21 protein-coding genes are annotated in these 25,089 nt (G+C 65.1%); 8 read left to right on the top strand and 13 right to left on the bottom strand.

The features are described 5' to 3' along the window. Positions 1–7 precede the first annotated feature (7 nt). The 3 genes from AB0C62_RS34890 (at position 8) to AB0C62_RS34880 (ending at position 4,007) form a co-directional block, all read left to right on the top strand. Complete coding sequence (locus tag AB0C62_RS34890; RefSeq protein WP_362980162.1) at positions 8–1,486, top strand: hypothetical protein; 1,479 nt, start codon at positions 8–10, stop codon at positions 1,484–1,486. Further along, positions 1,483–2,946, top strand: a complete 1,464-nt coding sequence (locus AB0C62_RS34885) for an SAV_2336 N-terminal domain-related protein (RefSeq protein ID WP_362980160.1) — start codon at positions 1,483–1,485, stop codon at positions 2,944–2,946. Before AB0C62_RS34890 ends, AB0C62_RS34885 begins: the two co-directional genes overlap by 4 nt. 902 nt (positions 2,947–3,848) lie before the next feature. Continuing rightward, complete coding sequence (locus AB0C62_RS34880; protein ID WP_362980158.1) at positions 3,849–4,007, top strand: hypothetical protein; 159 nt, start codon at positions 3,849–3,851, stop codon at positions 4,005–4,007. A gap of 229 nt (positions 4,008–4,236) precedes the next feature. On the opposite strand, the gene AB0C62_RS34875 is transcribed toward AB0C62_RS34880, so the two are convergent. The 10 genes from AB0C62_RS34875 to AB0C62_RS34830 form a co-directional block, all read right to left on the bottom strand. Beyond that, the gene (locus tag AB0C62_RS34875) at positions 4,237–5,100 is read right to left on the bottom strand and encodes a lasso peptide biosynthesis B2 protein (RefSeq protein WP_362980156.1); all 864 of its coding nucleotides are present in this window, start codon (positions 5,098–5,100) and stop codon (positions 4,237–4,239) included. Beyond that, entirely contained in the window at positions 5,097–6,986 is a 1,890-nt protein-coding gene (locus tag AB0C62_RS34870; protein ID WP_362980154.1) for an albusnodin/ikarugamycin family macrolactam cyclase, read from the bottom strand. The genes AB0C62_RS34875 and AB0C62_RS34870 overlap by 4 nt, the downstream gene beginning before the upstream one ends. Before the next feature lie 17 nt (positions 6,987–7,003). Further along, positions 7,004–7,207, bottom strand: a complete 204-nt coding sequence (locus AB0C62_RS34865; RefSeq protein ID WP_362980152.1) for a lasso RiPP family leader peptide-containing protein — start codon at positions 7,205–7,207, stop codon at positions 7,004–7,006. 405 nt (positions 7,208–7,612) lie between these two features. Further along, a complete protein-coding gene (locus AB0C62_RS34860) occupies positions 7,613–8,719 on the bottom strand; it encodes an ROK family transcriptional regulator (RefSeq protein WP_362980150.1) in 1,107 nt (368 codons plus the stop codon). A 901-nt stretch (positions 8,720–9,620) separates the two neighbouring features. Next, positions 9,621–12,101, bottom strand: coding sequence for a P-loop NTPase fold protein (locus tag AB0C62_RS34855; protein ID WP_362980148.1), 2,481 nt, complete (start codon positions 12,099–12,101; stop codon positions 9,621–9,623). Positions 12,102–12,106: 5 nt separating this feature from the next. Continuing rightward, positions 12,107–12,463: a nucleotide pyrophosphohydrolase gene (locus AB0C62_RS34850; protein ID WP_362980146.1), complete on the bottom strand. Its 357-nt coding sequence runs from the start codon at positions 12,461–12,463 to the stop codon at positions 12,107–12,109. A 50-nt stretch (positions 12,464–12,513) separates the two neighbouring features. Further along, a complete protein-coding gene (locus AB0C62_RS34845) occupies positions 12,514–12,714 on the bottom strand; it encodes a zinc ribbon domain-containing protein (RefSeq protein WP_362980198.1) in 201 nt (66 codons plus the stop codon). A gap of 27 nt (positions 12,715–12,741) precedes the next feature. Then, the gene (locus tag AB0C62_RS34840; RefSeq protein WP_362980145.1) at positions 12,742–13,755 is read right to left on the bottom strand and encodes an HNH endonuclease; all 1,014 of its coding nucleotides are present in this window, start codon (positions 13,753–13,755) and stop codon (positions 12,742–12,744) included. Continuing rightward, complete coding sequence (locus AB0C62_RS34835; protein WP_362980143.1) at positions 13,752–14,399, bottom strand: class I SAM-dependent methyltransferase; 648 nt, start codon at positions 14,397–14,399, stop codon at positions 13,752–13,754. The genes AB0C62_RS34840 and AB0C62_RS34835 overlap by 4 nt, the downstream gene beginning before the upstream one ends. Positions 14,400–14,582: 183 nt before the next feature. Beyond that, the gene (locus AB0C62_RS34830) at positions 14,583–15,539 is read right to left on the bottom strand and encodes a LysR family transcriptional regulator (protein ID WP_362980141.1); all 957 of its coding nucleotides are present in this window, start codon (positions 15,537–15,539) and stop codon (positions 14,583–14,585) included. Between the two features lie 692 nt (positions 15,540–16,231). Between AB0C62_RS34830 and AB0C62_RS34825 the strand changes: the two genes are divergently transcribed. Both AB0C62_RS34825 and AB0C62_RS34820 read left to right on the top strand, forming a co-directional pair. Next, on the top strand, positions 16,232–17,464 hold the full coding sequence (locus AB0C62_RS34825) for a cupin domain-containing protein (RefSeq protein WP_362980139.1): 1,233 nt from the start codon (positions 16,232–16,234) through the stop codon (positions 17,462–17,464). Positions 17,465–17,626: 162 nt separating this feature from the next. Further along, entirely contained in the window at positions 17,627–18,871 is a 1,245-nt protein-coding gene (locus AB0C62_RS34820; RefSeq protein WP_362980137.1) for an MFS transporter, read from the top strand. Between the two features lie 82 nt (positions 18,872–18,953). Here AB0C62_RS34820 and AB0C62_RS34815 read toward each other — a convergent pair whose 3' ends face one another. Both AB0C62_RS34815 and AB0C62_RS34810 read right to left on the bottom strand, forming a co-directional pair. Next, entirely contained in the window at positions 18,954–19,439 is a 486-nt protein-coding gene (locus AB0C62_RS34815; RefSeq protein ID WP_362980135.1) for a tetratricopeptide repeat protein, read from the bottom strand. A gap of 50 nt (positions 19,440–19,489) precedes the next feature. Further along, entirely contained in the window at positions 19,490–20,293 is an 804-nt protein-coding gene (locus AB0C62_RS34810) for an autoinducer binding domain-containing protein (protein ID WP_362980133.1), read from the bottom strand. Between the two features lie 1,017 nt (positions 20,294–21,310). On the opposite strand from AB0C62_RS34810, the gene AB0C62_RS34805 reads away from it, so the two are divergent. Then, positions 21,311–22,297 carry a helix-turn-helix domain-containing protein gene (locus AB0C62_RS34805; RefSeq protein ID WP_362980131.1) on the top strand — a complete coding sequence of 329 codons (987 nt, stop codon included), beginning with the start codon at positions 21,311–21,313 and terminating at the stop codon, positions 22,295–22,297. 82 nt (positions 22,298–22,379) lie between these two features. On the opposite strand, the gene AB0C62_RS34800 is transcribed toward AB0C62_RS34805, so the two are convergent. After that, positions 22,380–23,735 (bottom strand): hypothetical protein, encoded by a 1,356-nt coding sequence (locus AB0C62_RS34800; protein WP_362980129.1) that lies wholly within the window; start codon positions 23,733–23,735, stop codon positions 22,380–22,382. A 231-nt stretch (positions 23,736–23,966) separates the two neighbouring features. Between AB0C62_RS34800 and AB0C62_RS34795 the strand changes: the two genes are divergently transcribed. Continuing rightward, entirely contained in the window at positions 23,967–24,194 is a 228-nt protein-coding gene (locus AB0C62_RS34795; RefSeq protein ID WP_362980127.1) for a hypothetical protein, read from the top strand. A gap of 203 nt (positions 24,195–24,397) precedes the next feature. Beyond that, positions 24,398–25,000, top strand: a complete 603-nt coding sequence (locus tag AB0C62_RS34790) for a hypothetical protein (protein WP_362980125.1) — start codon at positions 24,398–24,400, stop codon at positions 24,998–25,000. Positions 25,001–25,089 lie beyond the last annotated feature (89 nt).

Here is a 25,089-nt window from a genome sequence, read left to right as displayed (position 1 = left end):
GGGGGACATGGGTGCATCTGAGGTTTCCTGGCTTGTGCGTGCGTATTGGGACGCTGCCGCACCCAAGGCTCTGGAGAAAGCCATGGTCGAGGTACTGCGCAGCGCGCCGTCGTTGGCCGGCGCCCCCGCCCGCAGAGCTTTGGCCCGGATGCTGGCCCACGCCCTGAACCGGACCTTTTCCAGCGATGAGTCGGCCACCCAGCCAGCCGAAGATCATCTGTCATTCATTGTGGCCCGCTGCATGGCGCAGGGTGAACCGGCAGAGGCCACCGATGCCCTGGCAAGGGCAGTGGGCACCGTGACCGGTGATGCCGACGTCACGACACAGCTGCGGCTGCTGGCGGACTGGCAGCTGGCCCGCACCCGGCTCGGCAACGAAGACCTGGGCGAGCTCAGGAGTCTGCTGCAGGGCCTGGGGGACGTCGATGCACGGTCCATTGCGCGGGCCTGCCTGCACCCCTTCCCCGTCCATCTGCCCGCGCACTGCACCGACCCCTGGAGCGTGGTGCTGTATCTGTTGCGGCGCAACGCTCTGCCCAACGGGCTGCCGCTGTTTCTTGTGTTCCTGGAGCACCTGGCACCCGCTGTGGACGTCTCGCTGCGGGAAAGGCTTCACGGGTGGGCTGAGAAGCATGCCGGGCAGCAGGGTCTGTACGAGCAGTTGGCGGAGTGCCGCAGCCGTATTGCCGCTGCTCCTGTCGAGCACGGTGAGAGCCGCGAGAGCCGCGTAATGTTCGTCCTGTTGCCCGACGGGCTGGACGACGACTACTGCATCTTGCGGGTATGGCACCAGGACGGGCAGAACGGCCGGGTGCCCCTCTTGCGGGACGGCGATTCGCGCGTGCACCGGCACGACCTCGAGCCTCTTGTGCATGAACGACTTCAGCAAACGCTGACTCACATTGCTCAGCCGGTCGCTCTGACCGTTGAGTTCTGGCTCCCGGTCGACTTGGCGAATCTCCCGGTCACCCAGTGGTGCCGCCCCGGGCCCGACCCCGTCTGGCGCTCCCCCTACCAGGTGGTCGTGCGCAGCCTCGACCGGCCGCAGGCATCGCGGACGTCGTGGGAACTCTGGTGGGATCGGATGATCTCAAGTCGCCCCTGCGAGAACGAGGCTGCCCCCGCCGCCGAGCAGCCCAGTCCCCTTCGGAACGCTCCTGCGTCGTCGCAGTTGCTGGTGCTGGACACTCCGCCGGACAAAAAGGAGGGACGCCGACAGCTGCTGGAGGGCATTCGCTCCGGTGCACCGGCCATTTTGTGGCATCGCAGCGACTGCTCCTCCGACGCCTTTCGTCAGTCCGTTCAACATCTCGTCGAGAAGGGGTCGTTGGCAGACCTGCCGGCGCGTCTGAGGCAGCTGCAGCAATCGACCAGCAGTCTGGGCACACCGTCGCTGACCGACCTGACCTTGCTGTGGGACGACCCGACCCAGCCCCTGCCTGTTCTGAAGAACCTCACCTCGCCCGACGAGGTGGCAAGTCGGTGACCTTGTTCGACTCGCAGCCGTGGCTCATCACGGCGGCGCCAGTACCAGCGGTCGACCAGCAGTGGCGCACCACGCTGCCGTTTGAACCCGTCTTCCTCGAGCCGCCTCCCTCCTGGCCGACCGTCTCCCCCCTGGCCGCCGTGGAAGCCGCCACCTCAGCCCTGAGTCCGTTCAGCCAGCTGACAGGAGGCACTCCCCCTCGCCTGGCAGCCAGCATCTACGACCCCCCGGAAGGGCTTGCCGACAGCCCTGCAGCCCCCAACTGGGACCTCGTCCTGGTCATCGACACCAGCCCGTCCATGACCGCCTGGTACCCGGTGGCCAACGCCATCGTCGCCTACACCCGCGATCTGCCGCTCTTCCACAGCGTCCAGGTCGTCAAGATGAACAACCGCCGGCCCGCCGGCCCCAGCGACCTGTTCAACCAGACCGATCTCCCCATTCTGAACGCCACGTCCTTCGCAGCCGACCGCTCAAAGATCACTCTGCTGCTCACCGACGGCGTCGGAGCCTCGTGGCACAGGCGGCTGCTGTGGGGCGATCTGCACCGGTGGGCGACCTCTCACGCCGTCGCGATCCTGCACGTGCTGCCACACCATCACTGGTCGCTGTCGGGCATCTCCACCCGGCCCATACAACTGAGTGCCCCCCGTCAGTGCTGCCCCAACAAGGACCTGGAAACAACACCCGCCGACGACCGGTCGGCCACCGCGGAGCGGTGTGACACAGCCGTCTCCGCCGACGTGCTGATCCCCGTGCTGGAGATACGCAAGCGCTGGCTCGACCAGTGGACCCAACTGTTACTGACCAACAGACTCGTTCACCAGCAGGTTCTTCAGGTGAGCCCCGCCGCATCCCCCCTCCCGGTGGTTCCCTCCCCCGCAGCCGCCGGTGACGATGCACCTGGCCCCGACCGGCTCATCGCCGATTTCCACAGCGCCGCCTCGGAACACGCCTTCGCCCTGGCCGTCCTGCTCGCCACAGCACCGCTGAACCAGTTCGTGATGCAGCTCATCGCCGCCGAACTGGTTCCAGCAGCCACCACTCGAGACCTGTCCGCGATCTTGACCAGTGGTCTCCTGATCAGCCTGGACACCCCCGTCGGTGTGGCAGCCCCCTACGGCCGCATCGACTTCGACTTCCTGCCCGGCGTACGGCAGAGCCTGCTCGCTCTCGGCGAATCCAGCCAGACCCACCGAGCCACCGACCTGTTGGACGCTCGCCTCTCCCCTTTCGCTCCCGCCCTACAAGGTCTCGCCAGCCGCACCCGCACCCCCAGCATCGATCAACTCCCCTCCCACACCACGCAAAGTGCCCCCTACCTCGAAATCGAGCACTGTCTCCTGACTGCCCTCTCGGGAGAATCTGCGGCACACCGGGTTGTCGCCAAGACTCTGCGTGAACGCCTGGACGCTGCAACAGCACCGGGCTCACCGATCACCGTGCACGCGGCCGGCTGACAAGCAGGTCACCCCCTGGGCTGCCCGAGGCGCCATGACCTCGGCCACCGCGGGATGTGGCGTCGGGGACCTGCGACAGAGATCCCTCGGCCGGCGCGGGACGGTGAAGACACCGTCCTCCGCCTAGCGTCACGGGCGCACCTGCATGGATGGAGCCCCCGACGCCGTGCTGCGGGGGCACAGTTGGGTCCAGCCTGCACGCGCTCTTCAGAATGATCCACGTGTCACGCGTGAACGACCGTCACCTGGCTGCCCATGAATCTCCGGCTGGGCATGCGGGAGATCGTCGGCCTGCTACATACTTCCCTGGACACCACACTGGCCCCGTTGGTGATAAACAGGTGCACCACCGTGCCCAGTTTTCTCACATTCGAGAAATGATCAACTCGCTCGTCCATTGCCATCAGCCCGACACGCGTGTGATGCGCGTCACATTTGCAGAATTTTCTGGTGCGCCGGCTACGTCGAGGCATGCCGGAGGGCGGTTCGCGCGTGACGTTATTCGATGGGTTTGGCGCGCAAGCACCCTCAATACGCCTTCGATTCAGACGTCTCGGTGCGGCCATGAGGTGAATTGAGAACGAAGAGCGGCCCACCAGGTGCACCAGAGGCGTGAGGCTCCGCCCCTGGCGCACCGACACTGGGGAAGGTCCAGTCGGAGAGCGGTCTCATTTTTCGTTTCGCCGCCCGACAGTATTCGCTCCTTGCCGGACTCCAGCAATTTGAAACATTCAGTCGGCCGACTGTCTCATCTGGGGCGAATTGGCTGCCCTGCGACTCCGCCAAAGGCCATTGTCTTCAGGCCAGTTGGAGGGAACACTGGTCTGCACGCGGAGTCGATGCCGCATTCCCGTATTCCTCGAAACGGGGGCCGGCTCGCGTAGAGATGGAGGTGAAGTCAGATGGGCATGAAGATGACGATGACCACCCGCTGCTCGATCTCAGTGCGTTGGCAGCACGTGCGAGTGGCCATCATCGTCCTTGTCCTCGTGATCCTGAGTGTGACGACTCCTGGACACGGTGACACGACGTTGCTCGACGCGCTGTTGCCGCGCGTCTGAGGGAAGCGCTAATCCCTCCACTGGGGCGGCCTCCGGGAGACCGGGGGGCGCCCCTTTCACTTTGTCAGGCTAGCGCACAAAGCCCGGCCGATGAAGGGCAATCTGCTCTCATTCTCCGCAGCGCTCTTGAAACTATCCGGTAGCAAGAACTCCACGATGTCAGACGGGTGCAAATTGAACGGGGATCACGGACGACGCCCGTTCCGGGGTCCGGCCTGGCAGGGCGTGATCACACGGAGAGGACCGGGCGGAATTCAGCGTGTCCGTACTCGCCGGGCGACGTGATGGGAACTCCCTGCGCCTCCACCCAGGCGTGGAAGCGGTAGGGGTCATCGGCCGTGCCGATGCACCACACAGCACGCCGACCGGCGAATGCCAGCACGGCAATTGTGGCGAGTGACAGTTCAAGACATGCGGCACGACCGGGGTAGAGGTGAGTCGCTCGCCGCACCGCTCTGAGTGACGCTGTCGCCTGAAGTGGCGTCGCCTCGCGCCTGCACCACGTGCGGGTCGTCCAACTGACCGTGCGAAACACCGCTGCCATGGGAAGCCGGATCAGAAGGAGAGCAGCGAGGAGACCCAAGAGCCCAAGGGCCACCGCGAAGACAGCGCCGGCCACGCGGACGTCTTGCGCTTCTATGGGAGAAGCAGCCATGGTCTTCTGGCCTGCCGCGGGAAGGGCTGCGCCTTCGGGTGAACTGAGGGAACCGCGCTCTGGTGTCCTCGTGGGCGGCGTCTGCGGTGGGATCGCTGCATGAGCCGAAGATGCTCTCGCCGGGACTTCATGTTCCTGGCTCCGCGCCGCACCGGTCGTCGTCTTTGGCACCGAAGCGACAAGAAGCCCCCGGCTGATCAGCTCGTCGGCGAGCCTGCGAGCGTCACGACGGAGCTGGTCGCAGGACCAGGCTGGGTGGTGGCGTGCAAGCAGCAGGACCGCAGCGTCGAAGTCTCCGCTACGGCACCATTCCTGCCACAGCGCCTGGGCCATGGGATTCATGGCGAAGCAGTGCCCGGAACGCACGTCCAGGAGAACACCGCCGCCATGCGGTGAGGCACTCACGCGGACATGCTCAGGCTTGTGCAGTTGCGTCATGGCTGGCTCTTTCCGCTGTCACGGCTTGCCAGCCACATGTCCACGCCGAGCAGGCGGTTGAGTGCCGGGAACGGAATCGGGAGGCCGGCGGCCGCCCGGTCGAGCGAGGTGATCACTCGCGACGGCTCAATGATCCCCAGATCTGCCAGTGGCGATCGCGCGAGCCGTTCCTTGATTTGTGCCGCCGACCTGCGGGCTCCTCGATAGTCCTCGGCCGAGTAGTCGCCTTTGGTCTTCCGTTGCAGCACCGGTCCGGGGACCAGTTCGGTCAGCGCAGCTGCCAACAGGGGTTTGGCGGCGAACGGATCGGCCTTGCACGGCAGGGCAAGCCGTGTACAGGCCCGCACGACCTCGCTGTCCAGGAAGGGGGCCTGCGGCCAGATGCCAAATGGCCGCCCTGCCTCTGCGAACTGCGCCTGCACGGCAGCTGAGTTGCGAAGCTCGCACAGAGCCGCGCGATGGCCGGCTGTCGTGGGCGCGGACGCAGTGCCAGCCGAACGGGAGCACTCCTGGGCCTGTTCGGCCAAGTGTCGGCGGGCTTTGGTGGTCAGCCAGGCCGTCTCGGGTCCCGGGGCCGGCCACCAGGCCACCGCATCTGTCCATTGCGCCGGATGCTGCAGAGGCTCTTCCAGTTGCCCGGCCAGATCTCTCATCGCCTTCTGCACCGATGTGTGCGTCAGGCGCAGGGCTCGCAGGCCCACCTTCCAGGGAGACAGCTGGCGCATCCGGGCCAACGCACCTGCATCGCGCAGCAGTCGGCGCAGCCCGACAGTGGCTGCGACGTCACCGAGATACGAGGGCGGTGGTGCCAGCAGGGCATCGCCGCCTTCTCCCGTTAAGTGGATACTGCGGCCGCCTTGTGAGATGCGCTCGAGTCGCAGCCGTAGCCGCGCCCCGATCACCGCTGCCGGGTCGGGCTGGTCCGTGGGGCCCTGATGGTGCATGTCGCTGTAAGGCAGTGCGGTCTCGTTGCCCTGGACGACTGCCAGGCGAATCGAGGAGGCCTGTGCGGCGTAGGCCAGAGCATGTTCCAGGTCGCCCGCCGCACCATCGGGATAGTGGTAGACGAAGGCGTCCAGCGGACGCCCGGTCGTACGGGCCGTCAGGAAGGCCAGCGAAGTGGAATCCATTCCGCCGCTGAAGTCCGAGGTGATCCGCAGAGCGCCGCTGCTGCGCAGTCTCACAGCTCGGGTCAGCGCCGACCGCAGTTGCGCTGCGCTGTCCACAAACCGCGCATCAGGGTCGGGCTTGAGATCCTCGTACGTCCAACGCTGAAGAGCGCCCGAGGGTTCAACCCTCAGCGCCTGTCCGCCTCCGAGCTGCCGGACGCCGGCGAACGCCGTGCGCCCTTCGGTGAGTTCAGGAACCCCGGGGCAGACAATGTGCGCGGCGAGGACGGTCGAATCGGCCTGGCCGCTTGTACCCGACAGTGCCGCAGCGGTCCCGGCCCGGGTTGACAGAGCTGTGCGGCCGTCATACTGCGCGTAATAGAGGGGAAATTGTCCCGCCGGGTCGGTGTACGCGGTGAGACCGCCGTCGGGCGGAAGCACTATGAGCAGGTAGGCACCGGGCCAATACGTCAGCCGCTCCCAGCAACCGTCCTTCACCGTGCGCTGCAGGTCCTGACGCATCGTTGCATCGTCTGCCAGACACTGGCCGACCGCGACCACTCGCACCTGCGCGCACTGGGCGGTGCGCACTTCACCGGGGTGCCAAGTGCCCCAGGACCAAAGCAGCCGTTCATCTGGCCACACTCTGGTGGCCCAGTTAGGCGGCGGGGACGGGGCGGGTGATAAGACTGCGGCAATGGTGGGGCTCTGTGAATGCGGCGGGGCAGGAGGTGTGCAGACGTCCGCGAGCGCTGCGGGTGTCTCATAGCTGGGCATGACAACGGCCTGTGGTATCAGTAATAGTATTGGGCGTTGGCGTCGGCGTTTCCACTCGGCGAACTGCCCAATGTCACCTCACGGACGTGGCCCAGGTCGACCAGCATCGGAGGCTCATAGTCTGTTGAGCCACCCGGGGTCAGGTGTGTGCCATTCCCTGCCGACTGCGGTGTGTTTCCGCAACCCCCGTCCGGGGATACGACAGTAGGCTTGTAGGTCATGGGGGCCGCCTCGGGTCAGGGGCAGCAACTGCCCCGGAAAGAAGGACCCGAACGGAGGGCGCAAGGGCCGGCCGCTCAGGCACGTCGAGCCCCAAAGTGTGCCACCTCCGAGCCGCGCCTGGTGCCTAAATGGACCGCGCGCCGCCATTGCCCCGGCCTGCCATTTCGCGAGTCGGGAGCGTCACAGGGCGAAGATTCCCCGGGCTCACTGTCCTGTCCGCGCACCCCCTTTCCGGCACACTTGACGATCATTGATCACTCATTTGAAGGGGCATTGCAGCGGAACAGAGATCTTGTCGTCATATCGAAGGTGCGGCGGTCCGCTTCCGAGGTTGGACTATCGAGATGCTCTGCAGACTCTCCCCGCGGGCGGGCTGCACGCTCAAGAAAAGCAGGGTGCAGACCCTAGGTGCCACCGGAGTGCTCATGCCCGCGAAGTCCCAGAACGAGGGCACCTTGCGCTTCGGCTTGGGTACCCAGTTCGCTGAGGCCCAGGACGAACTTGGAACTTGCAGCGACTGCGCCGGGCAACGCGAAGCGTCGCAACGACTCGTTGCAGCCCTCCAACAGCAGTTGCGACTGCGCGAGCTGACCGCCGATGACGACGAGGTCAGGGTTGAGCAGGTTGCACAGTTGAGCGAGGGAGTGGCCAAGTCGTCTACCGGCGTCATGGATCACCCGCATGCACACCGCATCGTGCGCGTTGGCGGACACGATGACCTGCTCCAGCGTCTCCGGCGGGGGTGCACCATTCCTGGCGCGCGCGGCACGGACCTGCGCGATCAACGCATCGGCACCGATCACTGTTTCCAGACAGCCCCGTCCGCCGCACTGGCAGACCGCGCCGTCCGGATCCACGGTGAGATGGCCCATCTCTCCCGCCATCCCGCCATGGCCGCGCAGCACGTTGTTGTGCACGATGATCCCGGCCCCGATGCCGGTGGACGCCTTCACGTAAACAACCGTTTCGGCGTGCTCGCGTGTGCTGTAGGTCTGCTCTGCCAACGCGCCCAGGTTGGCGTCGTTGTCAATGAGTGCTCGTACCCCCAGCCAGGAGCCGAGATCTCCTGCCGGGTCGTCACCCTCGCGCCAGGGAGGCAAGATCGGCAGGGTGAACTCGGCAGTTTGCGGGTTGATCATCCGTGGTACGGCGATGCCGAGTGAGAGAACATGGGATCGCTGCTGTCCCGTTCCCTCGATTGCTTCCTCGATCATCTGCTTGACGTCGGGTAGCGCCCGCTGCCAGCCCCTGCTGACGCCTTCGGATCTGACCTGCGAAGTCACCTGATCGAACTCTTTGTCGAGTCTACGGGCGACCACGGTGGTGTGGTTGAAGCCGAGGTGAACGCCCACGCCGACGTCGTGCAGCGGTGACAGGCATACCTTGCCGCGGTCCTTGGCAGTGGATATCAAGCCGGCCGTCGCGAGCTCGCGGACAGCAGCGGACACCGTGGCCTGCGAGAGGAGAGTGCGGTGCGCGATGTCGGCCTGGGTACCCGACTTGATCGCCACGGCGAGCAGCACCTTTCTGCGATTGGCCCCTCGTGTGGGGCCGGCCGTCGGCAACCTTCCTAAAAGATCACGTGCGTCCGCCATTGGTCCCCCAGCCTAGGTATCCGCACTCCGTTTTTTAGGATCGAAACGGAAATAGTACCAGGTGGATCTTCAATTTGAACCATCCATGGATTCGAATCAATCGCGAGCCGCCAACGGCGCCACCACGGCATCTGTGATGCGGTTTCGATCTACCCGACAGCCTAAAATTGGCCGAAATTGTCATCCTGGAGTCGATAAGGTAGTTCTTTTTGCGTAGTTGTCTCGATGATTGATCAATACTGCGATTACAACTCGAGTCGGCCCCGGCGCAAAACTCACCTCAGGTCGCCTACTACTGCGCCGATCATCTGCTGCAGGGCCTGGCACGGCTCGTCCCTCAACGCACCGGCGTCGGACGGCTGCTATCGAATCGCTCATACGACCTCTCGGTCACTCAGCGATCTGGATCCGCGGGCTGCGGAGTCATGGTTTCCGGGACGAGGACCAGCCCGTCAGTGGCACCGGTCCGCACAAGCCCTGCGCCGCAGGAGCTGTTGCTTGGACCTGAACTCTCAGCACATCGGCCCGGAAGGTCCGTCACATCAGCGAGGTACCGGTGTCCGATACCCGGGCAGGTGTGGTGGTCAGGGCGCAACGCGGTCCGGAGTGGTCTTCGCTGGCCTCACTCGAGCGCGAAGCCCCCGACGGACTTCGGGGGGCCCAGCAGAGCAAGGACGTGTGCCGATCGGACGGGCACGGCCCCACCCGGGCCAGACCTGTGGCCGGGTGGGGCCTGCGAGCCGACCGCAGCTGTGGCCCGGCCTCGAGGATGGCCCGGGGTCGCCGAGCATCCCGGGCAGGCAGCACGGCTGTCGGGTCAGCCGGTGAGGTTGCGGGTGTAGAAGGAGAAGCGGGCCAGTTTGGGGCACCACTGCTGGTACACGGCGGTATCCATGAGCACGGGCCGACCGGTGGTCATCTCCTCGATCAGGTCGGCTACTTGGGCTCCTGCGGGTACATCGGCGGGGAGGTCGCGCAGCGCTTCGGTGATCTTGCTGGTGGGGGGTGCCTCCAGGATGTGCCGGAAGACGGTGGCGGCCTGGGCCGGGCTGCCCACGAGCAGGGCCAACAGTATCTGGACGGCCTGGTGCTCGCCCGGAATTGCTTCCGTTCCCACGAAGGCGGCCAAGTCGCCCGGATCGACCCCGATGCGTGCCAGGCGGTAGAGGTTCACCAGCTTCTTGGCCGCTCTGGGGGTGCGGGTCAGGCCGCCCATCTGGGACATGAACGCAATCTCCGTCTCTTCGAGCTGCAGTTGGACGGGGGTGGGGTCGGTGTCGGGGGCTGGTGTCGGGCCGTCGGCCGACTCCGGTTCGGGGGCGGGGACGGGGACGGGGACGTCCTGTGGTGCCGGTGATTCGGGCTCCTGCGCATCCGGCAGGTCCCCGGGGTCTGCCGGCTGTGCCGGGTCTTCGGGGCTGGGGAGGTCGGGGGTGGTCAGCAGCGCGCGGATGAGGCGTGCGGCCTTCTCCCGGGTGGTCGGCGGTACCGCGAAAGGGATCTGGAAGATCTTGTCCAGGTAGTCGAGCGGGGTGGCGGTGTCCTGGGTGTCGGCCCAGGGCGTGCTGTCGCGAGAAGTGAACAGTTCCCGGTAGTGGTGCTCGAGTGAAGTGAGCAGCCAGCGTGGGTCGACCGCCACGACCACGACGAACAGCGGCAGCGCGAGCATCAGATTCACGGCGGTCAGTACCTCCACCACGCGTTCAGGCGGGCACCGGTCGAGGTCGTCGATGTAGAGGACGATGCGTTCCAGAGGCGGCGGCTGCCGGGAGTGGGCGCCGGCCCATTCGGCGCGGGCCTCGCGCAGTCGCTCGTCGAGCTGGACCAGGTCGTGGTGGACCGTGCCCAGCAGTCCCCGGTAGTGCTCGTAGGTCTGGGGGGCGCTGCGTTCGGTGAGGAAGTCGGCCAGCCGGACGGCGGCATCCGCCTCGGCCAGCTGGGCACGGGCCGTGCTGACGTTCTCGGCCAGGGTGCGTTGGTGCTTCTCCAGCAGGGCACGGAGTCGGCCGGTGAGGGACGTGTGTCGCATGTGCGACGCTCTCAGGGCCTGCAACAGGGGCAGGACGGGGGCGACGAGGCCGGCGACGGCTCCCAGGAGCAGGGGCAGCCAGCTGGACAGCCACAGCCCGGCGCCGACGGTGCCGGCGAGGACCGCCAGCCAGGTGGCCAGGACCCACCGACCGTGCCCGAGGTCGCGCAGCACGAGGCGGCCGGCGGTGTACAGCAGTCGGGGTCCCTCCAGAGGGGAGCCCGTGAAGGACAGGAAGCCGATCGGCCGTTCCTGGGCGGTGCGGGCGAGTCGGGTGTCGAGTTGTTCCTGGTCGCTCTCCAGCCGCGCCAGGTGGGCAGCTCGACGCTCGCGTTCTTCGACGGTCGCCTCGGCGCCGGGAGTCGGCGTCTGCAGTTCGGGGGTGGGGGCCAGGGCGCGGAAGAGATGGTCGACCAGGCCTGACCACACCTGCTCGTCGCTGTAGTGCCAGGCGTTGAAATGGACTTGGCGGACGGTGGCGGTGAATGCGCTGTGCGTGGGGTCCTCGGCGGCGAGCGCGGCGAGTTGATCGACTCGGCTGCTCATCTGGCGGATGAAGCTCGACTTGCCTGCTCCCCATTCGCCCAGCAGCGCGACCGCCAAGGGCGGGGTGGTGACCGTGGCCGCCGCCAGTTGCGCGAGCATCTCCACGTCCGCCTCGTTGCTCAGGAGGTCCTCGCCGCTGGCGGTGTCGCTGTGCACGCCCGCCAGCACCGGCGGCCGCCCGGCAGGGTCGTGTCCACCCGAGGGCGGCGGGGTGTGCGGCTCCAGGGAGAAGTGCCGCTCGAGGACGTCGGCCTCGGCGGTGTTGACGGCCTGGAAGCGCATGATGTTGCGGGTCGCCTTCCAGCCCAGCAGGCTTCGCAGCTCCTCGACGGGGGTGTCGAAGTCGCGCAGGCCGGCCAGCGCGTACATGTACTCCCACGTACCGCTGTCGGGATCAGCGCCCCACAGCCGTTCGGCGAGCTGCGGGCTGCGCCAGGCCGCGGCGATGGTGGCACCCAGATACAGGCGCTTGTCGCCGCTGAAGAACACCCAGGATCCGGGCTCCATCTTGCGGATCTCGGGAAGATTGGCGCCGTTCTTGCCCGGCATCACCCCCCACATCGGGGCGCTGCCACCCGGGAAGAGCTGCCGCAGCCTCTGCAGGGTCGCGGGGTCCAAGAGGTCGGCGTGCTCCTCGAAGATGACCGGTCGGACGATGGTGTCCTGGTAGTGCCGCTCGACAATGCGGTCCGACCGCCGCGCGGGCTGCATGAAGATCCGCACGTCCGCTACTCCCCCAGATTCGTGTACTTCTCGGCACACCCGTAGGCCAAGACAACGGGATAGCGGTGCCGGTTCAGCTCGATCCTCTCGGCCAGCGCCTCCTCAAGGTCGATGCCGGTCACATCCGCCAGGCCCAGCAGGTAGGCGAAGACGTCGGCCGACTCATGACGCAGGGCCCTAGCCCCCTCGGGCTGACTGGTGAGGGCATTGGACTGTTCGGGGGTGAGCCACCGGAAGAGTTCGAGGACTTCACCGGTTTCGCCGGTGAGCGCCATGGCGAGGTTTTTAGGGGTGTGGAACTGCACCCGGTCGCGCTCGCGGGCGAAGTGCGCCAGCGTGTCCTGGAGTTCGCGGATCGTCATGCCCCATCCCTATCAGCCGCCTCAGACATGAGCCGACCGAGTCCGTCGGACTAGGTGAACTTGATTGCCAGTAATGCCCGTTGGAGCACTTTCGGTCCGGCGGACTTGACGACATTGAGTGACGCCTTGATATGCCGGTCCAGGAACACTGCGCACGCCTCACACGTCCAGGCGCGGACGCGGAGGGCTTGGGGGCCATCCTTGGCACGACAGCCTGAGCACGCCTGGAAGGCGGGCCCGAAACAGCCGATCCGGTGGAAGGAGCGCCCATATCCGCCTCAGATCGCCGCCTGGACTGCCTGCAGGAACTGCGCCCAGGAGGCTGCACCTTGGCGGGGTAGGTGGCTCTTCAGGCTGAGTTGCAGAGTGCGGCGCAACGGATGGGGCGAGTTCATGATGGCCTCGTTCCGGGCGGCCAGGCCGGCGAGTTCTGCCTGAGTGGGCAGCCGGTCGCTTTTGGCTCCGTTGCAGACGGCGTGTGCGGGGGCAAGGTTCCACAGGGCGTCCAGATCCGGGCCGTGCCAGGACCCGACACCAGCGAATCGGCGCATGAGGGAGAAGGGAAAGACGTGGTCGACCGCGATGGCCTCGCTCGTGGTCAGGAGATCTCGGCAGATCAGGCAGCGGCCGTGCTGAAACCCGGCCGTGGCCTCGACGATGCCGGTCACCGAGCGGCGGCGGCGCTTGTCGGTGATCTTCAGTGTGTCCCAGTCGACGGCGACTCCCTCCTCCAGCAGGCTCCGTCCGACACCGGCGGCGAAGGAGCTTTCCACGATGCTCCAGCGGGCCTCCAACTCCGCCGTCAGGCCAACCGCGTGCTCCGACTGCGCCAGCCCGAGCACGTCGGGGGTCAGGCGCACCATGCGCTGCCTTCCTCTCCCGGTCAGCTCGTAGAAGGTGTGAGGTACGGCCGTATCGCCGCGCAGGTTGTGGAATTTCTGCATCACCATCCCCGGCATCGAGTGCACCGCGGCCGCCAGCAGCCGATCGGTGGGGTGGCCCGATTCCAGAGTGGCGGCACTTTCCTGTTCAGCGACGGTCAGGAAGTCCTTCTCTCCCCGCTCCTGTGCGTGGGGCGCCTGGGGGTCCCGGGCCAGATGGCGGACCAGGCCGAGACTGTAGGCGCCCGCGAACTCGGCGACGGGCACGGCCTTTCGGCCCGCCCGCCCGAACTCCAGCAAGGCCTGGCCGAGGGCGAACTTGTAGGTGCGCGAGTTGGCGCCCATCAGCACCGCCAGCCGCCACGACGCGCGCACCGAGGCGTCCTGGGCGTAGAACTCGCGCCCGCTCACGCGTCCTCCTTGTGCAGAACGACCGTCTGCCACCACACCTCGGCGCGGCCGAGCTGGTCCGTGCCCTCCTCCACGACACGCACTGCCCGCAATCCCGCCTGCGCTGCCTCCCGCAGGATCTCTTCGGCCGGTACGTCGAACATCACCCGGTCCGTGGGCGGGTCCCCGCGGCGCAGCGACACCACCAGCAAGCCTGACGCGGACAGCAGCCCAGCCAGGCGCTCCATGGCCTGCTCCCGCTCCGTTGGCGGCAGATGCATCCATACTGCCGACAGCAGCACCAGATCGAAGGTTCCTTCCAGGCGGGACAGTGCAGGCAGTGCATCCGCCATCCAGCGGATGCCCGCGTCCGGGTGCAGGCGCTGCGCGACCTGGCGCAGCTCGCTGACCGGCTCAGCCGCCACTACCTCATACCCGCGCCGGGCCAGCGCGGCGGCATCCCGCCCGGTGCCGGCACCGACGTCCAGCACCCTGGCCGGGGCCTGCGGCAGGAGATCCAACACCCCGCCGTGCACGTCCTCGAAGGAGACGCTGCCGTACCGCTGTCCCAGGGCTGCGGCGTTGAGCGTGTAGTAGGGCTGGATGCCTGCAGCGAAAGCGCTGGGTGTCGAAGGCCCGCTGGGGTTCTCACCTGTACCGACCATGACCTCACGCTACGGGACCTCACTGACACCAGCCGATGGCCTCAGAGCGGGAGCTCCCAGTGATGAGGATGTGACCTGGGCCTCGGTCGACTCCAGCTGGAAGAGCATGTCCAGGCTGCCGTCTCGACTCCGAAACCCGTTTTGCCGAAGGTCAGTTGCCCAACGGATCTGGCATTGCCGCCATTACAACTGCGCGGTGCCGGTGAGCGACCGCGGGGATGGACCGCCTGGGTGCGCCGCGGTGCGCAGGGCATGGACGGCGGGCACGTCCCGCATCGCCGGGAGCCAGGCGAGGCAGGACACCGAGTTGCCCAGTTCGGGTGCATCCACGTAGGTCAGGCCCGGTCGCGGGTACAAACGGCGCGCGGCGGCCGGTAAGAAGGTGATCGCACGCTTTTGCAAGACCGCGAGGACCATGGCCTCGGTGTCCCGGACCACCGGGCCGTAACGCACGCCGGTTCCGTCGGGGCGTGGATTGATCGTGAGGTGGTCCCACCACAGGCGCGGTACTTCGGGCGGCATGTCGACGATCGTGCGGTCCGCGATCTGGGCCAGGGTGAGTTCGCTTTCGTGAGCCAGTGGGTCGTCTGCTGGGAGGCAGACCACGCGTGGCTCAGTGGCGAGTTCGATGCTTTGGAAGCCGGAGGGCAGTGGTGCACGCAGGAAGGCGGCGTCGACGGTGCCGTCTGCGAGGGCGTCGAACTGCTCGACGAAGTTCAGGTTGCGGACTTCGATCTCGAGGTGGGGGTGGCGGTTGCGCAGGCGGTCCAGGACTGTCGTCGCGTGCGGCATGGCCGCTTCCGCGCCGAGGGATCCGATGCGCAGTCTGCCTCGTACGGTACCGGCGTGGGTGTCGGAGACTCGGAGGAGCTTTGCCATCGCCGCGAGTACCTCTCCGGCTTGCTCGACGAGGGCTTCGCCCGCAGGTGTGAGGGCCAGTCTGCCGCTGCGGCGCTCGAGCAGGGGGACGCCCAAACGCTGTTCCAGTGCACGCATCTGTTGGCTGAGCGCCGGTTGGGAGATGAACATGCGCGCCGCTGCTCGCCCGAAGTGCAGTTCCTCCGCCAGCACGAGGAAGAGACGCAATTGGTGCAGGCTCGGCTCTCGGACGTCTCGGCGACGTGTGACTCCGGCGGCCATAGAGTGCAGGCTATCGAATTGCGGAGTGTTTCTCCCTTCGCTTCTCGGCCGTTTTGTTGCCTGGTACTTGGCCGCATGGGTCGAGGCATCCGTGCTGCCTTGCGAACGAAGCCGATGGTCCCCGGGTTGGGCTCGCCCGGTGCCCGGCGCGGCTTTCGCCGCCACGTGAACTGCGTTTGGTCGTGCTCTCGTTGGCCGCCTGAGTGTTTGGTGCACATGGTCGGCGGCCGCAGGACTGTCTTGTTCCTGAGGGCTTCCTGAAGTGGGCCGGCGGTATCCGCTTCGTTCTTCTTGAAGCAGAGGATCCGATTCCGCTAAAGGGAAGCTCTCCCATTTCGACAGGTGGCGGAAGTCGGCCTGCCGGTCAGGGCCTTGATGCCCCTGGGGTTTATCCGAGGGGAAATATTACAGGTTGTCTAAGTATTCGTTCTGCTGTGTCATGTTGTCTGCCGTCTATCCGAGGGAGGAGGTGCCGAAGATGGAGGACATCGAGGTTGTTGACCACGCAGTTGATCTGCAGTGGGGCCCCAACATCATCTGACGGGTGCAGGGGTTCAGTATCCACTGACACCTGGTGAGCCCATTGGTGGTGGGTGCACGGCATTTCCCGGCTCCCACCACCAGTGGCGCAAAATCACGCAGTGACGTGAATCTTCTGTCGAGCACCAATCGACCGATTGAGGTAATCGCGTATGTACACACCAACGTTTGAGGATCTCGTCGGCGATGAGCGCCAGTTCTTTTCCGAGTACTTCAACCGGCAGTTGATGTACAGGCCTCGCTCACTGCCCGTCGATCCCCGCAAGATTCTGAGCATCGCCGAACTCGACGAGTTGCTGCATCTTCAAGCAATTCGTAGGCCGTATTTGCGGCTTGCGAAGGACGGTGTCCTTGTCCTGCCGGAGTCGTACACGCATACTGAGCGGATTCAGGGCGAGATGCTCACCGACGCGATTACCCCGAGCAACGTGTACGAACATTTCCGTGCCGGGGCGTCGATCACCTGGCCGACGATGAACCACTATCGTCCGAATCTGCGCGAGCTGTGCAGCCAACTGGGCACACGCTTCGCTACCCGCAGCGATGCAGTGGCGTTCCTGACCCCTGCCGGCCAGCAGGGATTCAATCCTCATTACGACCCCGGTGACCTCTTCATCATACAACTCGAGGGGCGTAAACACTGGAAGCTTTGGGCGCCGCCGGAGATCCGAAAAGGAGACTCACGCCAGTACAAAATGGCAGAACTCGGCGAGCCATCGTTCGAGATCGATCTTGAACCGGGCGACGTCCTTTACCTGCCGTACAACACCCCGCATGTCGCGCCGGCTCTCGACAGCGTTTCGCTCCATCTGACCATCCAAGTAGCACCGAGGCGGTGGAGCGACCTCCTGGCTTCCGTGGTCCAGCACCTCGCGGCCAACGATTCGGACTTCTGGTCCTACCCCTACATGCACGAGTCGTCGATGGGTTCGCTCACCGGCGATTTGAAACGCAATATCGAAATGCTGACGGAGAAGTTAGCGGGAGTCGACGGCGAACGAGAGCTACAGCGACTCATCGGCATCGGCCGTGAGGACGGCGGCACGGCGCCCGCTGGGGGCGTTCTTCAAGAACTGTCGTCGATCGATCAGATCGAGGCCGACACCGCACTGACCCGCAAGGCATCAATCAACATCCACTTCGGGGAGACCGAAAATGGAAAAACGCTGGTCAGCGTCAGTGGCATGACGCTGAGGTCCGAGTCTGCCAGGACTGCTGCCAAAACGACTCTGAAGCTCCCCGAAGTCATCGCCAGCACACTGCAACGTATGGACGCCGATACTCTCGTCCGCGCCGGCGACGTTTATCCGGGCACCGATACGCATCGATCGGTGGAAGCAGCGAAGACGCTGGCACGTCTCGGCATCCTGACGCCCAAGCCCTGACACCTGCCGAGCGCTCCACGGAACTCCGAGGCCGATGCTCTCCGAGCCTGTGTACAGGCTTCATCAGCGCCCAGTCGAGTTGTGCGGCTGGGCGCTGGGGGGTCCACCCACCGCACGGGTGGGCAATGGATAGCACGGAGACGGCCGCTAGTTGGGAGAAATGTGTTGTTCCCAGCCTTGAAGGTAAAAGACTTCCGGATTATTTTGGCGACTCTGTCTCTTTCGATGGTAGGAGACGCCGCCCTTCAGGTTGTCTTCGGAATCGCTCTTGTCGATTTGACTGGAAGCTACACCGCGGCCGGACTTGGTTATGTGGGAATCGCCCTGCCCGCCCTTCTTGCGCCGGCGGGTGGTGTCATCGTTGACCGGGTACGAAGGCAACCATTCCTTATTTGCCTGTTCATCGTGACAGCACTACTGGTATTGACGTTGGTCTTCGTAAACAGCACGGAAGATGTCTGGATCATCTACGCGGTTACCGTGGTGTGCGGCCTGTGCCACTTCCTCAAGGACGCAGCCCTCCTCGGCCTCCTGAAGGGCATGCTCTCCGAGTACCTTCTTGGTTCGGCGAACAGCCTGATACAGACCATCTTTCAGAGCATGCGCCTGGTGGGCCCTGTGGTCGGAGCCGGCCTGTACGGGCTGGGCGGCCTGAAAACCGTAGCCGTGTTCAACGCAATCACGTTCATCCCGCTCGTACTTGCGCTGCTGCTGATGCACATCAACGAACCAGAGGCGCCGCTGGATGAGTCGACAGGACACCTCACATCGGCGTTCCTCGGGGCGTCCCACCTTTGGCGCGATCGTCCGCTACGCAACATGACCGCAGCACTCGCTGGCAGTCTGCTGTTTATGGGAATTCCCACCACCAACATCTATGCGCTGGTCAGGGATGGACTGCATCGTCCGATTTCGTTCGTAGCAATTCTCATATCAGTGCAGGGCGTGGGCGCCGTCCTTGGGGGACTGGTCTGCAACTTCATCGTTTCTCGTTGGAGTATTACTCGGACCATGTGCATCGGGCTTGCACTGTTTGCGACGGGCCAGCTGGGACTCATCATCCCGAGCCTCCCGTTCACAATGGGCTGCATGATGGTTTCATATTGCGGACTGACCTGGCTGTTCGTGGCTTCGGCGACACAACTGCAACTGCGGACACCATCCGAATCGATGGGTCGAGTCAGTACCGCGTTCGACGTGATAACCAGCACCCCGCAAGCCATCTCGATTGCCGGAGGCGCGCTCCTCATCGCACTCGTAGATTTCAAGGCCATGCAAGTTGTTATTGCAGCTGGAGTTTTCATCACTGCCACGCTGCTCTTCATTTTTCCGGGCCTTTCGCCTGGCACCCAGAACGACAAGCGATCCGCACCCGATACGGCAGAAGCCACGGATGCGAGTCTGTGACGGATGATTCTGCAGTCCCCGATGGGCCGCGCGTCAGGTGCTCCAAGCACTCTCCCGGGACCAGCAACCACGATGAGAGGTTTTATTTTCCAAGCGCTTCAGCATATTGGCGGAGCGCCCAGTCGTATCGTTGGAGCTCCTCGCCAGGTATACGGTCCAGGGCCAGCACGATCAGATTCGCTACGGCTTCCCGTTCCCGCTTCGCGCTGGTGAGAGCCAATGCCAGGAACACCTTCACGGCAGCGTCTCCAGGGAAAAGATCATCAGCTTTCCGTAAGGCGGCGACGGCGTCGTGGACGCGCCCGAGATTACGTAGGGTACTGCCGTATTGGAGTAACCCGCGGCGGAGTTGGTCTCCTTCAAGGCCGGCGGCAAATGCTTGTTCGTAAGCCAAAGCGGCTTCGCCTTCGCATCCGGCGTAATCGAGTGCGCTGGCGTAGGCAAACAATGCCTGCGGGCTGTCAGGATGGCTGGTGAGCAGAGCACGGAAGTAGGCGACCGTCGGCTGGGGATCCTCACGCCGGGCAACAGCCCAGCCTTTTGTGATGGCATCTTCTATCTCAGCCATAAATGATCCTCTCTGGGGCGGAATCGGGTGCGGTTGCATGCCGGAGCACATCACAGGATTCGAAGCAGGCCCAGGGCAACGGCTTTGGCAACTGCATGCGCACGGCTTGAACTCTGCAGTTTCCTCCTAGCCCCCTCCATATGAAACTCGACACTCTTCTCCGATATGTTGAGCTCGCCAGATATCCTCGAAGTTGTCATACCATTCGCGGTACCCTCGAGAACCTCTGTTTCTCTCGGCGAAAGCAATGACTGCCTACGGCCGGGTGTAGTCATGGCCACCTCATACAACGGTCGGCGTGCCGCGAGATGAAGGTAGTAGGCCAGCAGATGGAGCATCTGGTCATCTTCGACCTCACCGAGCACGCTTTCGGGCACTACCGTTAAGGCGGCCGTTTCGTGCGGCAGATGGATAGGAAAGGTCACGGCTCCGCGAATTCCGTGCCGCTCAGCTTCGGCAAAGAATCGAACATCTCGGTCCCCTATCCTCACAGATTCCGAGAGCTCGGACCAGCTGAAGGGAAGTTTCCTGTCTATTGATTCATATACAACAGGATTATGGTGACCGAAGCCATTTTCGCCGCACCAGATACGCCACTCCTGCGGAAAACTGGACAGCATGACAGTGGATACACCTTCGAAGGCTGCGGCGTCGACTGCAGGCTGATCGATTACATAGTGAAAGTAGCGCATTCCCGCGCGCTCCAACAATGCTGACAGGTGCGTCTTAATAAGTTCCAGCTGCTTCGCCCAATTTTCCTGTTCGATGTCGTTGGTCGCATGGATAAATCGACGTAGTTCAGCCTGTACTGCAAGGCTGCGGGATCCTGTTCCCACCGTGTCCATCAATGCCATGTACCTCTCACGGACGAGTTGGGCGAACATACCCACTGTTGCGGTTGTTCTTCTGCCAGGAGTGAGGAGGGCCCGCAGTGCTTCCTTCCGGTGTCCCGCTCCTTCTCCATCGGGCCGACGCGCCGAGCAAGCAGCTCACGCCGTTGCTGCGGTGGACCCCTTGGTGTCTCACCGTAGGTTCTGCCGCAGGGCAATCACCCACGTTTCGAGGCCCGTCGAAGAGTGACGAGGATCCGGAAGCCGGGGTCGTCCTGCCGGACGAGGGGCTGCTTCTGGTCCTCCGCTGCCACGCCACTGACGTGATCGTGCTCAAAGACCACCCTGCCCTCGCGCGGGGCGCTGAGTGCCGTTTCCGACTTCGGTGCAGAGGTGCCTCACAGGGCCTGGCTCGGTGGGCCTGACAGCGGCTCGAGGTTCGTTCCTGTTCGGCGGGGGCGTTGCACGCACTGGCACCAAGACGGGCGAGGCAGCGGGTCGGCAGGGCTTTGCCGATTTCCCTTGTCCGGGGCGCGGTTGCCCCGGGGAGAAAGCCGGCGGGGATGCTCCGCTGCGCCCTGAGGTACCGGGCCTGATGACAGAAACAGGATGCGTCCGGACGTTGCTCCTGTCTCATCCGCTTCGAGCTTTGCGGAGTTGCCGTCACACGTTGTTGACGATCTCAGAACAGGCGGACGCCGGGAGCATGGAGCAGCAGGTCTGTGCGCGGCCCTGAGCGCCGCAGTCGCCCTGTCAAAAGGGATGGTGATCACCATGCCCAGGAACGTTGGTCAGGTCACTCGGAGCAGGCTGCCCGCGACCAGCTCTCTGAGCCTCTCGGCGACGCGGACCCGTTGGCTCATAGAGTCCAGGTTATCGAATCGCTGAGTATTCCCTTCAGTCCTCGGTCGCCCCCGATGTCCGGTGCTCCACCAGAATGGATCAAGGGGTCTGCGCTGCCGTGGGGATGGACGCAGCGGCCTTTGTCGTGCGCGGCAAGCGGCTCCCCCCGTGCCTGATACGCCCAGGGGGAAGAGAGCGATGCTCCGTCTGCATTTCACCGACGATGACTTGAGGAACGTCCGGGTATTGCGTAGCTCGGATCCCATGTGGGAGATCGTCTGCAGTCTGTGCCGATTAAAGACGGACGATGGACGGGCGGAGTTCGGCATGTGGCGGGATAGGACACGTGACAGGATCCGTCGCGACGAAAGGCTGCGCGTGGCGTTGGCTCCGCTGCGCGGCCTCGTGCCGAGCTCCGGCTACATTCCTGACCTTCTCACCCCTGGCGCCTCCGGTGATCTGGCGGCCGGGCTGGACGCGATCGGAGCGACGCCTGCGCGCGTGCTGGCAAGCCAGGTGGGACGGCTGAACGCCGGACAGACCGCGTTGCGCGGGCCGGTCGTGAGTCCGCGAGTGGCCTCCGTCGATCTTCCGAGAGTCGTCCGGGCGCTTCGCACGTACTTCGACACTCTGCTGCGGCCTCATCTGGCGCGCATTCGCGGCCCGGTGGGAGTCGACGTCGATCTGCGCTCGCAGTCCCTGCTCGGCGGCGGTGTGCAGGGTCTTCTGGAGAGCCTGGCTCCGTATGCGCGATGGCGCGACCCGGTCCTTGAGGTGGACTATCCGGTGAGCCGTGATGTCTGTCTGCGGGGGCGCGGCCTGCTTCTCGTGCCGTCCTTCTTCTGCTGGCGGCGTCCGACCGCCTTGGCCGATCCGGATCTGACACCCACCCTGGTGTATCCGGTGGCCAAGCCTGCCTGGCACCTGGCCCCGGACAGTGGGAAGGGCGCTTCACGGCTACTCGGCCGGACACGTGCCGCCATCCTGCAGGCTGTTGCCGGCCGTGATTCCTGCGGCGGATACACGTCGACGGATCTCGCTCGTGTCGTGGGCATCGCGCAGTCCAGCCTCACCTACCAGATGAACGCATTGCGCGATGGAGGTCTGGTCAGCAGCCGCCGTTGCGGGAAGAACGTCGTTCACGCTGTCACGCCGCTCGGTCTCAGGATTCTCGACGGTGCATGACAGGCCCGCGCATGAGTCCGCCCTGCCTGCGCCGTGCCCGGCCTGCCAGCCAGCCAGGTGGGGCGGGGGGTGGCCTCGCTTTTCACGCCTGAGTGTCGCGTGCTGCGCCTTGGACGGTCTGCTGGACGTCGAACCGGTTGAGGCCTTGGGAGGTGGCGTATCGCGTGATGGCGGCTTGCGCGCGCTGGGCAGCTTCGAGCAGGACGTGCTGTTGGCGTTCACGCTCTTGGCGATCGCTCAGCCCTTGAAGGGCGTTCCGTGCCGCGTTGGCTGCACGCTGAAGTTCAACGAGCGTTTCCAGTAACTCGGGACCCGCGTCGGCGCTCCGTCCAGGGCCGGCCAGCACGGACTCCCCGATGGTCTGAGGGGCGGTCGTTTCCGGGGCCGGCCCGGTGAGCTGGACGGCCAAGAGGCCGGAGGAAGTCGGCGTGGGCATCTGGGGCGTCGTCGGTGTGGCCGTCGCAGACGACGTGATTGTGAGGTCGGGGCGGCAGGTTGGGGGGTTGTGACTGGCCCTTGACGGTGTTCGCACGTCCTCAGTGACGGCGGGGAGCTGGTCGTCGTTGCTGAGAAGGTCGTTGTAGCGGTCGTGGTCTGCGCAGGTGGCCCAGAACCGGTGGGTCTTGTTGAGCGTGCGGAACTGGACCGGCACGACGGCGCCGGCTGCGGTGTTGCGGACCAGATCGTCGAAGAGAATGTCCTTGGGGACGGGCGTGGCGTGGAATTTGCCGCAGCGGCGGACACCGTAGGGGCATGGGTGGTCGGCGTGGAGGTCGCAGTGCCAGAAGTCCAGCTTGCGGAAGCCTGAGACGACGCGAAGGTCGCCGGTCTTGGCGATGACGTGAGCGGGGAGGTTGTTGCTGCGGGTCCATTGCGTGTCGTGGCGGTGGGCGTAGTCATTGCGGTCGGTGTGCCAGGCCGGGGTGATGCCGTTCCTCTGTGCCTTGGCTGCGCGGGCGCGGACACTGCGGGGCCCGTCGATGCCGGCGGTTGACAGTTGGACTTCCCAGCCGACGCGGAGGCCGTCGGCACCTTCGATGAGCGTGTCGGTCTGGATCCAGCTGCGGCCCACCCGGGTGCGTACTTCACTGTCGCCACGGAATCCGCCTGCTTCCGCAGCCCGCAGGATCCGCTCCTGGTAGGCCTTGTGCTCGTCGCTGATCGTGACGGTGTGGCGGTCTTCGTCCTCGCGTCGTTCATGGACGGCTTCGCGACGTTCGTTGCGCATGCGCAGGTACATGGGTGCCACCACGCCGGCTTCCTGGCACACGCCTCCGCACTGCAGGTCCCGCTCCGCGACGGGCACAGCGCGGGCCGCGTACATGCGGTCCATGCCGTAGACCATGTCCCATAGGCCTTCGTGTTCCCCGTGCCCGAGGTCATCGAGTGTCAGGTCGAGATGGATGCGCAGCTTTGTGTGCCAGACGATGTTCGCCACCCGCTACCGCCTTTTTTGAAGCGACGTGCCCTCTCCGCCACGGTAGGACGCGACACTGACAAGCGGCAGAGAGCGGAGTGCTGGGCACGAAGCATTCGGCCACGGTGATCACGGGGTTTCCCGGTACGTCGCGTGCTTGCCGCCGGTGCTTGCGCATGGCCGCCTGGGATCTTGAGCACGCACTTGATCTGGCCGGGCACCCCTCCAGCGAGAGGGCCTTGGGACGGCCAGATGTTCCACAGCGGCCCTGACCTGATGAAGAACATTGCCGAGGTGTTCAAGGCGGCTGGGGCCAGGCGAACCGCGCACATACCGAGTTTCCTCGCAGCGCCGGAGAGGCGTTGCGAGGAACTCATCAAACACCTGTCTTTGCAGGTCAGCGACAGTCTCATCAAGAGTTGGCATTGGTGGGACTTCCTGCCGGTGCGTGGACTGATCTGCCATGCGTTCAACGGCTAATCGTCCCAGTGCCGTGACACTGAACCTCACCTGACGGACCCAATTGAGTTTCCATGTGCGTACTATCACTACTGCGTCGCACCCACACGTGTTGTGCTGGCGTTTACCGCTCAGCGCAGACACATCTTCCCCCCTTTCACATTCCTGGGACACGAACTGCGTGCCGAGCCCTCGTGCCAGCACGCCACAGAAAGGCCCATGCCATGACCGAAGTCCAGTCCCCCACAACCGAATTGGCCGCGCAGTACGGTACGCAGGTTGCGTCCGACCTTGAGCGCAATGCCACGGAGCAGGCACGTATCAGTGCCGACCTCGAGGCGTTGCAGGAGCAGTTGCACGCTCTGCAGCGCGACCACGGCGTACTGGTGAACATCCAGCAGGCGCTCGGTTCGAGCCCTGTTGCCGTCACGGCGCCAGCCGTTCCGCACCAGGCGTCCACCACCTCGCAGCGGGGCAAGTCGAAGAAGACGGCTGCTGTCGCGGCGAAGAAGGCGGCCCCGAAGAAGACGCCGGCGAAGGTCTCGGCTGCTAAGGCTGCCAAGCCCGCTTCCGGATCAGCTGCTCAGCCCAGTCTGGTCGACCTGGTGCGAGACCTTCTGGAGCAGACGGGCGAGCCGCGTTCTGCCGCCGAGATCACCACGGCCCTGACCAAGGCCCACCCCGACCGCAGCATCAAGACGACCGTCGTGCGCACCACGGTGGAAAACCTTGTGGCCAAGAGCCAGGCCCAGCGCGCCAAGCAGGGCTCGTCCGTCTTCTACACCGCGGCCGCTTCTTCGCAGCCGAAGGCTGTCTCAGCCAGCTGAACACGTCGTGGCAGAGCCTCGGTGCTGCCCGGTGCGGGCAGGACTCCCGTTAAGGGCTCTCGTGTGACGGCGCTCTTGGTCTGTTCGCG

This window comes from Streptomyces sp. NPDC048643 (assembly GCF_040650615.1).
Lineage (GTDB): Bacteria > Actinomycetota > Actinomycetes > Streptomycetales > Streptomycetaceae > Streptomyces.
Note: the sequence above shows the minus strand (reverse complement) of the source record. Positions and strands in the feature narration are given on the sequence as shown.

What these genes read in the sequence shown, in the direction of transcription:
- AB0C62_RS34890 (WP_362980162.1), top strand. Translation starts at nt 8, where the DNA reads ATGGGTGCATCTGAGGTTTCCTGGCTTGTGCGTGCGTATTGGGACGCT.
- AB0C62_RS34880 (WP_362980158.1), top strand. Translation starts at nt 3,849, where the DNA reads ATGGGCATGAAGATGACGATGACCACCCGCTGCTCGATCTCAGTGCGT.
- AB0C62_RS34875 (WP_362980156.1), bottom strand. Translation starts at nt 5,100, where the DNA reads ATGACGCAACTGCACAAGCCTGAGCATGTCCGCGTGAGTGCCTCACCG.
- AB0C62_RS34870 (WP_362980154.1), bottom strand. Translation starts at nt 6,986, where the DNA reads ATGCCCAGCTATGAGACACCCGCAGCGCTCGCGGACGTCTGCACACCT.
- AB0C62_RS34865 (WP_362980152.1), bottom strand. Translation starts at nt 7,207, where the DNA reads ATGACCTACAAGCCTACTGTCGTATCCCCGGACGGGGGTTGCGGAAAC.
- AB0C62_RS34850 (WP_362980146.1), bottom strand. Translation starts at nt 12,463, where the DNA reads ATGACGATCCGCGAACTCCAGGACACGCTGGCGCACTTCGCCCGCGAG.
- AB0C62_RS34835 (WP_362980143.1), bottom strand. Translation starts at nt 14,399, where the DNA reads ATGGTCGGTACAGGTGAGAACCCCAGCGGGCCTTCGACACCCAGCGCT.
- AB0C62_RS34830 (WP_362980141.1), bottom strand. Translation starts at nt 15,539, where the DNA reads ATGGCCGCCGGAGTCACACGTCGCCGAGACGTCCGAGAGCCGAGCCTG.
- AB0C62_RS34825 (WP_362980139.1), top strand. Translation starts at nt 16,232, where the DNA reads ATGTACACACCAACGTTTGAGGATCTCGTCGGCGATGAGCGCCAGTTC.
- AB0C62_RS34815 (WP_362980135.1), bottom strand. Translation starts at nt 19,439, where the DNA reads ATGGCTGAGATAGAAGATGCCATCACAAAAGGCTGGGCTGTTGCCCGG.
- AB0C62_RS34810 (WP_362980133.1), bottom strand. Translation starts at nt 20,293, where the DNA reads ATGGCATTGATGGACACGGTGGGAACAGGATCCCGCAGCCTTGCAGTA.
- AB0C62_RS34805 (WP_362980131.1), top strand. Translation starts at nt 21,311, where the DNA reads ATGCTCCGTCTGCATTTCACCGACGATGACTTGAGGAACGTCCGGGTA.
- AB0C62_RS34795 (WP_362980127.1), top strand. Translation starts at nt 23,967, where the DNA reads ATGTTCCACAGCGGCCCTGACCTGATGAAGAACATTGCCGAGGTGTTC.
- AB0C62_RS34790 (WP_362980125.1), top strand. Translation starts at nt 24,398, where the DNA reads ATGACCGAAGTCCAGTCCCCCACAACCGAATTGGCCGCGCAGTACGGT.